Origin of the sequence: Streptomyces sp. NBC_01669, assembly GCF_026339735.1 — a bacterium.
In the GTDB taxonomy this organism is placed as follows: domain Bacteria; phylum Actinomycetota; class Actinomycetes; order Streptomycetales; family Streptomycetaceae; genus Streptomyces; species Streptomyces yanii.
The window spans coordinates 330,241-342,703 of record NZ_JAPEQG010000001.1 but is presented as its reverse complement, the minus strand read 5'-3'; the positions used below and the strand labels follow the sequence as shown (position 1 = coordinate 342,703).

14 protein-coding genes are annotated in these 12,463 nt (G+C 70.0%); 9 read left to right on the top strand and 5 right to left on the bottom strand.

Annotated features, from left to right (window positions below; genetic code table 11):
- Nucleotides 1-18 precede the first annotated feature (18 nt).
- The 3 genes from OG972_RS01655 to OG972_RS01645 all read left to right on the top strand — a co-directional run bounded on the left by OG972_RS01655 (nt 19) and on the right by OG972_RS01645 (nt 1,990).
- Nucleotides 19-1,152 (top strand): acyl-CoA desaturase, encoded by a 1,134-nt coding sequence (locus tag OG972_RS01655; RefSeq protein WP_266977896.1) that lies wholly within the window; start codon nt 19-21, stop codon nt 1,150-1,152.
- A gap of 96 nt (nt 1,153-1,248) precedes the next feature.
- On the top strand, nt 1,249-1,431 hold the full coding sequence (locus tag OG972_RS01650) for a hypothetical protein (protein ID WP_266977895.1): 183 nt from the start codon (nt 1,249-1,251) through the stop codon (nt 1,429-1,431).
- A gap of 16 nt (nt 1,432-1,447) precedes the next feature.
- The gene (locus OG972_RS01645; RefSeq protein ID WP_266977894.1) at nt 1,448-1,990 is read left to right on the top strand and encodes an MOSC domain-containing protein; all 543 of its coding nucleotides are present in this window, start codon (nt 1,448-1,450) and stop codon (nt 1,988-1,990) included.
- A 142-nt stretch (nt 1,991-2,132) separates the two neighbouring features.
- On the opposite strand, the gene OG972_RS01640 is transcribed toward OG972_RS01645, so the two are convergent.
- Nucleotides 2,133-3,116 (bottom strand): hypothetical protein, encoded by a 984-nt coding sequence (locus OG972_RS01640; RefSeq protein ID WP_266977893.1) that lies wholly within the window; start codon nt 3,114-3,116, stop codon nt 2,133-2,135.
- Nucleotides 3,117-3,233: 117 nt separating this feature from the next.
- Nucleotides 3,234-3,542: a hypothetical protein gene (locus OG972_RS01635; RefSeq protein ID WP_266977892.1), complete on the bottom strand. Its 309-nt coding sequence runs from the start codon at nt 3,540-3,542 to the stop codon at nt 3,234-3,236.
- A gap of 109 nt (nt 3,543-3,651) precedes the next feature.
- On the opposite strand from OG972_RS01635, the gene OG972_RS01630 reads away from it, so the two are divergent.
- Nucleotides 3,652-4,554, top strand: coding sequence for an oxygenase MpaB family protein (locus OG972_RS01630; protein ID WP_266977891.1), 903 nt, complete (start codon nt 3,652-3,654; stop codon nt 4,552-4,554).
- Nucleotides 4,555-4,582: 28 nt separating this feature from the next.
- On the opposite strand, the gene OG972_RS01625 is transcribed toward OG972_RS01630, so the two are convergent.
- On the bottom strand, nt 4,583-5,182 hold the full coding sequence (locus OG972_RS01625) for a class I SAM-dependent methyltransferase (protein WP_266977890.1): 600 nt from the start codon (nt 5,180-5,182) through the stop codon (nt 4,583-4,585).
- A 172-nt stretch (nt 5,183-5,354) separates the two neighbouring features.
- Between OG972_RS01625 and OG972_RS01620 the strand changes: the two genes are divergently transcribed.
- The 4 genes from OG972_RS01620 to OG972_RS01605 all read left to right on the top strand — a co-directional run bounded on the left by OG972_RS01620 (nt 5,355) and on the right by OG972_RS01605 (nt 9,863).
- Nucleotides 5,355-6,209, top strand: a complete 855-nt coding sequence (locus OG972_RS01620) for an MHYT domain-containing protein (protein WP_266977889.1) — start codon at nt 5,355-5,357, stop codon at nt 6,207-6,209.
- Nucleotides 6,210-6,275: 66 nt separating this feature from the next.
- The gene (locus OG972_RS01615) at nt 6,276-8,972 is read left to right on the top strand and encodes a nitrate- and nitrite sensing domain-containing protein (protein WP_266977888.1); all 2,697 of its coding nucleotides are present in this window, start codon (nt 6,276-6,278) and stop codon (nt 8,970-8,972) included.
- Entirely contained in the window at nt 8,969-9,406 is a 438-nt protein-coding gene (locus OG972_RS01610; protein WP_266977887.1) for a roadblock/LC7 domain-containing protein, read from the top strand. The genes OG972_RS01615 and OG972_RS01610 overlap by 4 nt, the downstream gene beginning before the upstream one ends.
- A gap of 22 nt (nt 9,407-9,428) precedes the next feature.
- On the top strand, nt 9,429-9,863 hold the full coding sequence (locus OG972_RS01605) for a DUF742 domain-containing protein (protein WP_266977886.1): 435 nt from the start codon (nt 9,429-9,431) through the stop codon (nt 9,861-9,863).
- A gap of 31 nt (nt 9,864-9,894) precedes the next feature.
- Here the strand turns inward: OG972_RS01605 and OG972_RS01600 are convergent, their stop codons facing one another.
- Both OG972_RS01600 and tatA read right to left on the bottom strand, forming a co-directional pair.
- Nucleotides 9,895-10,470: a TerD family protein gene (locus OG972_RS01600; RefSeq protein ID WP_266977885.1), complete on the bottom strand. Its 576-nt coding sequence runs from the start codon at nt 10,468-10,470 to the stop codon at nt 9,895-9,897.
- A 150-nt stretch (nt 10,471-10,620) separates the two neighbouring features.
- Nucleotides 10,621-10,785 carry a Sec-independent protein translocase subunit TatA gene (tatA, locus tag OG972_RS01595; protein ID WP_266977884.1) on the bottom strand — a complete coding sequence of 55 codons (165 nt, stop codon included), beginning with the start codon at nt 10,783-10,785 and terminating at the stop codon, nt 10,621-10,623.
- A gap of 237 nt (nt 10,786-11,022) precedes the next feature.
- Here tatA and OG972_RS01590 point away from each other — a divergent pair, with 237 nt between their 5' ends.
- Nucleotides 11,023-12,459, top strand: coding sequence for an LCP family protein (locus tag OG972_RS01590; protein WP_323135942.1), 1,437 nt, complete (start codon nt 11,023-11,025; stop codon nt 12,457-12,459).
- Nucleotides 12,460-12,463: the final 4 nt, after the last annotated feature.

The window sequence follows — 12,463 nt, the reverse complement described above, 5'->3', positions numbered from 1 at the left end:
CCAGAGACCGGAGACGCCATGCCCGAGGCCGTAGTCACCATCGCGGACCGCACCCGCGACCGTGCCCGCAGCGCGGACAGTGCCGGAGGCGCGCAAGATGCCCCAGGCACCGGAACTGCCGCACCGGCGGGATTCGAGCGAGGCGCCGGAACCGTCGGCGGTGCCGGGAGCGACTTCGCGCCTCTCCTGCGGGCCGTCAAGGCTCAGGGACTTCTGAAGCAGCGCACCGGTTGGTACGCGGCAGGCATCGCGGCCAACCTCCTCGCCCTGGGCGCCGTGACGACCGGCCTGGCCCTTCTTGGCGACACCTGGTGGACCCTGCTGCTCGCCCTGCCGCTGGCGGTGTTCTGGGCCCGCACCGCGTTCCTCGGCCACGACGCCGGACACGCCCAGATCACCGGCGACCGACAGGCGAGCCGGATCATCGGCCTGATCCACGCCAATCTACTGCTCGGCATGAACGAGGCCTGGTGGAACGACAAACACGTACGCCACCACGCCAACCCCAACCACATCGACAAGGACCCCGACGTCGGCGTCGGCGCCCTTGTCTGGACCCAGAAGCAGGCGGCCCAGCGCGAAGGCTTCGCCCGCCGGCTGACCCGTAACCAGGCTCGGCTGTTCTTCCCGATGCTGCTCCTCGAAGGCATCGCCCTCAAGATCTCCGGCTTCCAGTACCTGCGGCAGCAGCCGGCCCGTGAGCGTGCCCTCTCGGCAGCCCTCCTCGTCACCCACCTCGGGTTGTACGCGACGCTGCTTCTCACCGTCATGTCTCCCGGCAAGGCCGTCGTCTTCGCACTCGTGCACCATGCACTCTTCGGGCTCCACCTGGGCATGGCCTTCGCGCCGAATCACAAGGGCATGGAGATGCCCGATCCCGAGGGCGAGCGCTGGGGGCATCTCCAGCGGCAGGTCCTCACCTCGCGCAATGTGCGCGGCGCCGTCCTCACCGACTGGTTCCTCGGCGGGCTCAACTACCAGATCGAGCACCACCTCTTCCCGAGCATGCCCCGCCCCCATCTGTGCCGGGCACAACCCCTGGTGCGCGCCCACTGCGAGGCGCTGGGCATGCCGTACGCGGAGACCGGACTCATCGAGTCCTACCGGCAGGCGCTGCAGCACATGCACGAGGTCGGCGAACCGCTGAGGTGACCCGGCGGGAGGCCTGCCGCTGCGGGCTGGAACCGATGGGGACGCACAGGCGTTCTCACAGCAGGAGCGGCGTGAGCCGCGTAGGAGGCGTGGACGATGTCGAACAGCGCAAAGATTGCCATCGGGGGAGTCGTCGCGGCAGTCATCCTGATGCCGTTCATCGGATTCTGGCTGTCGCTGCTGGTGCTGATCGGAGTGCCGACGGTGGCCTACCTGATGCTGGATCCCTCCCAGCGGCGCAGGCTCCGCAGGATCACCCGTAAGGAAATAGGCCGCTGAAAGGGGCTCTTCGTAGATGAACGGGACCGTCACCGTGGTGAGCAGTAGCGGGGCTTACTCATTCACCAAGCCGAACCGGCAGACCGTCACCCTGCTGACCGGACTCGGAGTGGAGGGAGATGTGCATGCGGGAGTCACGGTGAAGCACCGCTCCCGCGTCGCACAGGACCCCACCCAGCCGAATCTGCGCCAGGTTCATCTCATCCACGAGGAACTCTTCGACGAGCTGCGTGCAGAGGGCTTCGAGGTCGCCCCCGGTGACCTCGGGGAGAACGTCACCACGCGCGGCGTCGATCTCCTCGCGCTGCCCGTAGGCACGCTGCTGCACCTCGGCGACGAGGCCGTCGTCGAGGTCACCGGGCTGCGCAACCCGTGCCTGCAGATCGACACCTTCCAGGAAGGGCTGCTCAAGCAGGTCGTCGGCCGGGACGAGGCGGGCAACATCGTGCGCAAGGCCGGGATCATGAGCGTCGTCAGGACCGGCGGTGTGGTCCGGCCCGGCGACCCGGTCACGGTCGAACTGCCCGCCGAACCGCACCGACCGCTGGAGCGTGTGTAGAGGCCGACGGAATAGGGCAGCCGGGCCGCGCAGGTGGCCGGCGGAGCCCCCGACTCGACCACAGGCCGGTTCGCGATCCGGCGGAGGCCGAGACGGAGCAGGCACTGGGGCCTCGGCCCGGCCGTGTAGGGGGCGCCGCGACTCAGGCCGGGCGCACGGCGAGCGCCTCGAGCGCCTTCAGCAGGCCGGGCAGCTCCGTCCCGCGGCCGACCGGCAGGACCTCGCCGGGTTCCTCGTCCAGCAGGATGAATGCGATGTCATCGGTCCTGGCCACCAGGGACCAGCCGGGGCCGTCGGCTCGCAGCGTGCGGGCGTCGCCGGGGGCGAAGGAGGAGCGGACACGTCCGGGCGGCGGCGGGCTGTCCACGTACGCATGGGCTTCTTCCAGCGCGCGTCGGACACCGGGATGGACGCCGGAGGAGACGGTGTCGTCGGCCGGGCGCTCCTCATCGGCATCGGCAGTGTCGGCTGAGGTGTCCGCGTCGGTGTTTCTCCCGGTATCGGGGTCTCCCGCGCCCAGCTCGTCCGCGAAGCCCGTGGGGTTCGAAGCGTGCGCGACGTCTGCGGCGTCGCCTTCTGGGTCATCGGCGCTGCCCGCGACGTCCGTACCCGCGAACGCCGTGGCGTCGTCGATCTGCTCCCGCCACGCCGCCCACTGCAACGCGATCTCGTCGGCCCCCAGCCGCCGCTGCGGGGGCCCCCACGATTCCGTGTCGGGAGGGGTCAGCGCCGGCAGATCGGTTCCCTCGGCCTCCGGGTCCGGCAGCGGATCGTGCGGCGCCGGCACCCCCGGCGCGGCGACCGCCAGCGCCAGCGGCCAGCCAGGGAGTGCGCAGACCACCGAACGGTCGTCGGGGGAGAGGTCGTACTCCATACCGCAGTCCCAGGAGGCGATGGCGACGGCAACCAGGGACACGTCATCGACGACGACGGTCCACCGGGCCCCGCCGCCGTCCTGCCCGAGGACCAGCCCGTAACCCTCGGCGTACGGTTCGAGGCCGAGTGCCACGCAGGCCGCCGGGTAGTCGTCCCCGAGCACGCTCGGGAACTGCGCGGGTGTCAGCAGCACCGCGGTCAGCACATACAGTGCGTCTTCGTCGGCGACTGTGTCGTCCGTCCCGGCCACAGCACCCTCCTCGTCCCTCATCGTTTTCCGTCGGCGCACCTTAACCAGTGGGTAATGCGGCCGTCGAGGCCCTGACAAGGCAGGACTCACCGAGCCGCGGCAAGCGGACGTCGCGGTTCAGTCGACGGGCAGGCCGAGCAGCGTGCGAGCCACGGTCTGCGGCGACTGGCCGGTCTCCCGCGCCAGCGCGGTGACCGCCCGGCAGGCCAGCTCGTTCACGCCGAAGGAGAGTGCCTCGGGCGACACCCAGCCGCTCGCCTCGTCGATCCGATCCTGGTCGTCGTCCACGCAAGCCGCGACATAGGTGGCGGCCGCGTCGAACAGATTGTGCTGCTTGCGCTGCCGTTCCTCGCGCGGCGGCGCGGGCCGCTCACCCTTTCGGCCGGGTGACACAGCCCTTCGCAGACTGCTGAGCATGTCGATCATGGGGGACCGCCTTCCGGGGAGCCGTGCACGCGTGGTGCGGTCGTACATACTTACGGTCTTCCCCTTCCGCGTAGAGTTTGACCTTCGACTGCGGAACGGGGGCAATGCGGTGAAGCGATACGACCGGCTGAAGGAGATCCGGCGGCTCGATCCGGAACGGGACTTCCTGGAGATCTACCGGCTCACGGCGACGTACGAGTTCCCCTGGGACATCACCCGTGCGCTCGAACTGGCCCTGTACCGCACGTATGCGGTTCCGAGCATCGGCCGACTCCTCGCCGAAACGGCTGAGCTGACGGATCGTTCGCAGAAGCGGTACGACGACACCGCGCTGCTCCTCGACACCGTGGTGGAGCACGGCTTCGACAGCGACCCGGGGCGCACGGCGATCCGCCGGATCAACCAGATGCACCGCAGCTACGACATCAGCAACGACGACATGCGCTATGTGCTGTGCACGTTCGTCGTGGTCCCGAAGCGCTGGATCGACAGCTACGGCTGGCGCCACCTCTCCGATCATGAACTGCGGGCGTTCGCCGTCTACTACCGCACTCTCGGCGCGCACATGGGCATCAAGGACGTGCCACAGACCTTCGAGGAATTCGAGCGCACCCTCGACACGTACGAGGACGAGCACTTCGGCTGGGACGAAGGGGCGCGCAGTGTCTCCGACGCCACGCTGGCACTGATGGGCTCCTGGTATCCGGGCCCGCTCGCACCCGTCGTACGCAAAGCCAGCCTCGCACTCCTCGACGATGCGCTGCTGCGGGCGTTCCGTTACGAACGACCGGGTCCCGTCGCGCGCCATCTCACCCAGGGCGCCCTGCGGCTGCGGGCGAGGGCCGTGCGACTGCTGCCGCCCAGGTCCACCGCGCGCTATGCGCGCCAGAACCCGGAGATCAAGGGCTATCCGGACGGTTACGAGGTCGGCGAGCTCGGTACCTTCCCGACCCCCGGCGTCGGGGGCTGCCCGATCCCGCACAAGCGGCGGCCGGGCGCCCCGGTCGAGTGAGCGCGTGACTACGTGAGCCGGGCCCAGGTCAGCCCGTCCGCACGCCGAGTGCGAGGAACCGTGCCTCCTCATCGGTGTACGAGACCAGTTGCCAGCCGGAACGTGCGAGTAGCCGCCGGAGGTTGGGCTCGGCCCGCAGATCGTCGTCCGTGATCTGTCGGCCGTGGCGAGCGGCCAGCGCGGCCCGGCCGATGGGGTGGAACAGCGCCAGCTGCCCTCCTGGACGTACGACGCGGGCCAGCTCCGCCAGGTCCGGCCCGGGGCGCGACAGGTGCGAGATGAGGCCGGCACCGAACACCGCGTCGAGCACACCCGACCGCAGCGGCAGGCGGGCGACGTCGGCGAGGAGCAGCTGACCACTGCGGTCGCGTCCGGCCTGTATCGCCGCGTCCAACATCGCCGGTGTGAGATCGGCGCCCAGGACCGTACCGTGGGGCCCGACGGCGGCCCGCAGGGAGGGCAGCGCACGTCCCGTACCGCAGCCCGCGTCGAGGACGGCGTCGCCGGGGCGCAGCCCGAGGGCTTCGACAGCGGCGGCGTAGGCCGGACCGTCGTCCGGGAAACGGGTGTCCCAGTCCGCGGCGCGGGCGGTGAAGAAGTCCTGGACGTGTGTGTGGTCATCGGCCATACGGACATGATCGCGCACCGGCAACCGGAGTGATACGGAGTGAACCGGACGGAAAGTGATGTCCATGTTCGAGCACGGCCCGATCGTTCGGGATCATCTCTCTGTCATATTCCGGCAGCTTTCGAAATGCGCCCCGAACGTGCGCCCCCATGGCGACTAGCGTCCCCGATCCATGGGACACCTGGACCACGCCACCTTCGGCTGGCTGACACCTGCACTGTCGTACGTGATGGCAGCGATCGGCGCGGCGCTCGGACTGAGCTGCACCGTGCGCGCACTGGACACGAGCGGCCGTTCGCGCCGCAACTGGCTGATCACGGCCGCCTCCGCCCTCGGCACCGGCATCTGGACGATGCACTTCGTCGCGATGCTCGGCTTCGGCGTGACCGGCACCGAGATCCGCTACAACGTGCCGCTGACCCTGCTCAGTCTGCTCGGCGCCATGCTGGTGGTCGGCTGCGGCGTCTTCGCCGTCGGTTACGGTCGCGACCGCACCCGGGCGCTGGCCGTCGGGGGGTTCGGCACCGGCCTCGGCGTGGCCAGCATGCACTACCTCGGCATGGCGGCGCTGCGGCTGCACGGCACGATCCATTACGACCCCCTGCGGGTCGTGCTCTCCGTCGTCATCGCCGTCGTCGCCGCGACGGCGGCTCTGTGGGCAGCCCTCAACATCAAGTCATCGCGCGCGGTCGCACTCGCCTCGCTCGTCATGGGCGCGGCGGTCAGCAGCATGCACTACACCGGAATGATGGCCGTCGGCGTGAGCGTCGCCTCCTCCGGCAGCGAACTCCCCGGGGCCACGACGATGCAGTTCATTTTTCCCCTCGCCGTCGGCCTCGGCTCATACCTCTTCCTGACCTCGGCGTTCGTCGCCCTGTCGCCGACGGCCCGGGAGCGCGCCGCCTACGTCTCCGCCGAGCGCACCACGGAACCGGCGGCCGACGCGGCCTCGACGCGCCCCGCGCAGCGCGGACGTGATTCCCGCCCCGGGGCGGCTCCCGCGGCCACGACGTCTCTCCGTCCGTGACGCCCTGACGTCACAGCACAGCCCCCTTTCGCCCCTGCCCAGCTCCACACCCGGAACGAGGAGGCCATGCGCCCACCCCGCACGACCCCGGACCCCGGCACGACGACCGGCGCCCGGCCCGGTCCCGCGCCCACGGCGCGCGGACGCCGCGCGCACGCGGGGCCGCCGGCCGACGAGAGCGCCGAACGCGACGCACATCTGCTGCTGACGCAGCAGACGTCCGGGCCACATGGACGCCGGACCCTGCGCCCCAGGACCGTACGCGCGAAGATCATCTCGCTGCTGGTGGTGCCCGTCGTCTCGCTGCTGGCTCTCTGGGGCTTCGCCACGGTCAACACGGCCCAGGACGTGGCACGGCTGCGGCAGCTGCAACGCGCGGACGAAGAAGTGCGGGCGCCGATATCCACCGCTGTCACCGCCCTCCAGGCCGAACGCAGAGCCGCCCTGATCCAGACCGCCGCGCCCAGCAGTGCCCACGCCAAGGCACTGGAACAGCAGACCAAACGCACCGATACCGCGCTCGCCGCGCTGCGACTGGACAAGGACCACACCATCGCCGATGCCGGCCGCCTCCCGGCCGGCGTCGCCGACCGGCTCGACCGGTTCCTCGACCGTACGCACGAACTGCGCGCGGACGGGGGCACGGGGAGCCAGGAGCGCGACGAGAGCGCCGTGTACGACCGGTACACCCAGGTAGTCACCGCGGGCTTCGGCGTCTCCGGCGCCCTCACCGGAATCCAGGACGACGCGCTCGGGTCCGACGCCCGCGTACTCCTCGAACTGGCCCGCGCCGACGAGATGCTGGCCCGCGAGGACGCACTGCTCGCCACGGCCGCCCTCACCAAGCGCCTCGACGGCCGCCAACTGGTCCAGTTCACCGGGGCTGTGGAGACCCGCAGGAACCTCACCGAGACCGCCGGCGCCGATCTCCCTCCTACCGAACGCGCCGCCTGGCAGAAGGTCACCGCGCGGTCCGCCTACCACCGGATCGAGGATGCCGAGGACAGGGTGCTCACCGCGCGACCCGGTTCGGAAGCCGCCCGGGCGGTGCCCGCCGCCGACTGGGATCCGGCCGCGGCGAGCGTACGGAGCCAATGGCGCGCCATCGGCACCGGAGCCGCAGAAAGCGCTGCGGACCGCGCCGACCCGCTCACCCGCGGACTGTTCAGCCCGTCCGGAGCGGCCGTCCTCTTCGGCTGCGTCGCCGTCGCGGCCTCGCTCGTGATCTCCGTACGCATCGGTCGTGAGCTCGTCGTCGAACTCGTCAGCCTGCGCAACAGTGCCCTCGAGATCGCCCGCCGCAAACTGCCCCGTGCGATGCAGCGCCTCCGGGCGGGCGAGGAACTCGACATCCAGGCCGAGGCACCGCCCGGCCCGACCTCGCACGACGAGATAGGCCAGGTCGGTGAGGCCCTCGGCATCGTGCACCGGGTCGCTCTCGGCGCCGCCGTCGAACGCGCCGAACTCGCCGACGGCATCTCCGGGGTCTTCGTCAACCTCGCCCGCCGCAGCCAGGTGCTGGTCCACCGCCAGCTCAACCTCCTCGACAGCATGGAGCGCCGCGCGGACGATCCCGGCGAACTCAGCGACCTGTTCCGCCTCGATCACCTCACCACCCGGATGCGGCGGCACGCGGAGAGTCTGATCATCCTGTCCGGTGCGGCCCCCGGACGCGCCTGGCGAATGCCCGTACCGCTGACGAATGTCGTACGCGCGGCCGTCTCCGAGATCGAGGACTACGCCCGGGTGGAGGTGCGACAACTGCCGGATGCCGCGGTCAAGGGCACGGCGGTCGCCGACCTCACCCACCTCCTCGCGGAACTCGTGGAGAACGCCACGCAGTTCTCGCCACCGCACACCAAGGTCCGGATCACCGGCGAACCCGTGGGCAACGGCTACGCCCTGGAGATCGAGGACCGCGGACTCGGCATGGGCGACGAACTCCTCGGCGAGGCCAACCGGCGCATCGAACAGGCGGAGGCACTCGACCTCTTCGACAGCGACCGGCTCGGCCTCTTCGTGGTCAGCAAGCTCTCGGTCCGGCACCACATCAAGGTCAAGCTGCGCACTTCGCCGTACGGCGGAACGACAGCAGTGGTCCTGCTGCCGACCGAACTGCTGCAGGGCGCGCTCCCGGCGGGCGGAGAGCTGCAGGGCGCGCTCCCGGCGGGCGGAGAAGAGGCCGTACCGGAGAAGGCATCGGTCGAGCGTCAGCAGGAAAGCGATGGTGTGGCGTTCGGCGGCCCCCGTGCGGTGCGTTCGCAGGCGGCGACCGCGTTCCCCGCCCCGGTTCCGGTGCCTGCGCTGGAGTCGCGCACGGGGCCCACGGCCGGAGTCACCGCGCTGCGCCCACGCTCCCGCAGAGCGGTCGAGGACCGGAGCGATGAGCAGGCGGGGGCCGAGCACGGAACCCGCGGGATCCGGGAGAGCACGGAATCCAGCCAGAGCCGCGAAGCCCCCGCGAGCAGGGAAGCCCGGGAATCCCACGAGACCGAGGGGGAGGGCGACAGCTCACTTCCCCGCCGGGTCCGGCAGGCCCACCTCGTTCCGCAACTGCGCGAGGAGCCCCGGCCCGAGCCGACCCGGATCGACGACGGAAACGGCATGGACGGACCCGCTGAGCGCACTCCGGAACAGGCCAGGGACCGTATGACCGCCTACCGCAACGGCTGGGTACGCGGCGGCGGCGCCGCCCCAGGCACGACGGCGCCGCACCGAACCACCACCGAACCCCGTCCCCGCAGCGAAGGAGACCACGCATGATCGCGAACGAGCGGACCGAGGTGCGCAGGCACTCGGGCGAACTCGACTGGCTGCTGGACGATCTGGTGGCCCGGGTCGGCGAAGTCCGGCACGCCGTGGTGCTCTCCAGCGACGGTCTGGCCGTGGGCGCCTCCAGCGCCCTCAGCCGCGAGGACGCCGAGCACCTGGCCGCGGTCGCCTCCGGATTCCACAGCCTCGCGAAGGGCGCCGGACGGCACTTCCAGGCCGGGGAGGTACGTCAGACGATGGTCGAGATGGACGACGGCTTCCTCTTCGTCGCAGCCGCCGGGGACGGTTCCTGCCTCGCCGTGCTGAGCACGGCCTTCGCCGATATCGGACTGGTCGCCTACGAGATGGCCCGGCTCGTCAAACGGGTCGGCGAGCACCTGCGTACCCCGCCGCGGTTCTCCGTACCCCCGTCCCCGGCCGGCTGAGAGGGCGGAGACAGCAGTGGACATGACCAGCGAGGGCCCCGGATTCATCGAGAGCTTCCCGGACCCGCCCGAACTGCCTGGCAGCCAGTGGTACGACGCCGAGGCAGGGCCCTTGGTCCGCCCGTACGCCATGACGGGCGGGCGGACCGAACCGGGCCCGGGCGGAGTGCACTTCGACCTGATCGCACTGGTCTCCGCCGCCGACCACGCACCGGACAGCTCCGAGGATTCCCAACTGGGCCCCGAACACCGCGCGCTGCTCACATTGTGCCGCTCCGAGACCCAGTCCGTCGCGGAACTCTCCGCCGACGCCGACCTCCCGGTCGGCGTCGTCCGGGTCCTCCTCGGAGATCTGCTCGAAGCCGGCCATGTGCGGGTCAGCCGCCCCGTACCGCCCGCGCAGCTACCCGACGAGAGGATCCTCCGCGAGGTGATCAACGGACTGCGGGCACTCTGAAACCGCCGCTCAGGAGCGCGACTTCGAGCGATCAGACATTGACGCCGTAGTCGGACGCGATACCGGCCAGCCCCGACGCGTACCCCTGTCCCACCGCGCGGAACTTCCACTCCGTACCGTGCCGGTACAACTCGCCGAAGACCATGGCCGTCTCCGTGGAGGCGTCCTCGCTCAGGTCGTAACGGGCCAACTCCACGCCGTTCGCCCGGTTCACCACGCGGATGAACGCGTTGCGGACCTGGCCGAAGCTCTGCCCACGGCTCTGCGCCTCATGGATGGAGACCGGAAAGACGATCTTTGCCACGTCCAGTGGTACACCGGCCAGGTCCACGTTGATGGACTCGTCGTCGCCCTCGCCCTCGCCGGTCAGGTTGTCACCGGTGTGCTGCACCGAACCGTCCGGGCTGGTGAGGTTGTTGTAGAAAACGAAGTGCAGGTCCGAGAGGACCTTCCCGGCGTCGGAGCACAGCAGCGCACTGGCATCCAGGTCGTGATCGGCGCCCGTCGTCGTCCGTACGTCCCAGCCCAGGCCGACCGTCACTGCGGTCAGCCCCGGCGCCTCCTTCGACAGGGAGACGTTGCCACCCTTGGCCAGGGTCACACCCATGAACTTCCTCCGTTGGTCCAGTGATCCGATGATGCATCGATCGGCGCTACCTCCGCCGTTACCGCGTCAACGGCGGTCCTTCATCCAAGGTTCCCTGATTGCGCAAGCCATGAAATGTCGAGCGCGTACCGTACCGTGCCGCCACCCGGCTCACTGCGGGTCGGTCTCCTTCATCGCCTTCGCCTCACTCTTCAGGATCCGCAGAGATTTGCCCAGGGCGCGGGCGGTGTCCGGCAGTTTCTTCGATCCGAACAGCACGATCAGTACAGCCGCGACAATCAACAGGTGCCAGGGCTCAAGGCCGTTGCGCAGCATGTGGGTTCCGCCCTTCTTCGCGGACTTCCGGAATTGGTGGATCCGGTCCGCTGTGGGTAGGTCTGGTGATCCATTAGCGCAGCGATACTTGCTACATTGCGCAACTGTACAACCGTGGGGCGGGGTCGGACGTCTTCCTCCATGGAAGCCGGAACCGAGCGGACGAGGAGACCAATGACAGGCAGTCGCAAGGTGGCGGCGGGCGGGGGACGGGGCGGCAGACTCGGGCGCACCGCCATGATGGGGCTGTCGTTCCTCATCCTGCTGGTCGCGGGGGTCGGCTGGGGCTACCTCAAACTGACCGGCCAGATCGACACCTTCGGCGCTGACGGGATCTCGGGCGACCGGCCACCCGCCTCGTCGAACGGGCAGAACGTGCTTGTCATCGGATCGGACACACGCTCCGGCGCCAACAGGAAGCTGGGTGGCGGCAAGGGCACCGTGGGGCGCTCCGACACCGCGTTCCTGCTCCATGTGTACGCCGACCACCGGCACGCCGTCGCCGTGTCCATCCCCCGTGACTCCATGGTCGACATCCCGGCATGCAGGACACCCGGCGGCGAGTGGACCGCACCGCAGCACCACGTCATGTTCAACGGGGCGTTCTCGGTGGGGGAGACCGCCGAGGGAAACCCGGCCTGCACCCAGAACACTGTGGAACACCTCACCGGCCTGCGCGTCGACCACACCGTCGTCGTGGACTTCTCCGGCTTCTCCGCACTGACCTCCGCCGTCGGCGGAGTACCGGTCTGCCTGCCGCAGGACATCTACCAGCGGGACCTCAGCCCGAACCGGCCCACGCGGGGCGCACTGGTCTTCGCCAAAGGGCCGCAGACCGTCTCCGGGCAGCGGGCACTCGACTACGTGCGGATCCGGCACGGCATCGGCGACGGATCCGACATCGGACGGATCAAACGGCAGCAGGCTTTCATCGGCTCTCTCATCAAGAAGGTCAAGTCCCAGGGACTGAACCCGACCACCCTGCTGCCGCTCGCCGACGCGGCGGCCGACTCGATGACCGTGGACCCCGGACTCGGATCGGCCGACCGGCTGCTGAAGTTCGCCATGTCGATGAAGAACATCGATCTGCGCAACACCCGGTTCGTCACCGTCCCGTGGCGTTACGAGGGCGCGCGCGTCGCGATCGTCGAACCGGAGGCCCACGCTCTCTGGGAGGCGCTCAAGGCCGACCGGACGATCGACGGTCAGGACGCCAGCGGTCAGGGCAAGGGCGGCCGCAGCGCCAAGAGGCCGGACGACGCGTCACCGTCGCCCGTCGCCCCTGCCCCCGTCTCCGGTACGGGCATCAGCCTCGCCGTCTACAACGGCACCAGGGTCAACGGCCTTGCGGTCCGCGCCGCCGAACTTCTGCGCGCCCACGGCTTCACCGTCACCGGTACAGCCACCGCGAGCAACCAGGACCGCATGTCGACCGTCATCCAGTACGGGCCGGGTCTGGAGGCCGATGCGGAGACCACCGCGCGCCTCTTCGCCGGGGCACGGACCATGGCGTCCGGCACCCCGGGCATCCAGGTGGTCCTCGGGACCTCGTACGCAGAGAATCCGTCGCCCGCTGCCGAGGCCACGCCGACACCCAGCGCAGTTCCTTCCACCGTCGGCGACGGGGCGCGGTCGGCCGATGAAGACCTGTGCAAGGACCTCTCGTACGGCTGACCGA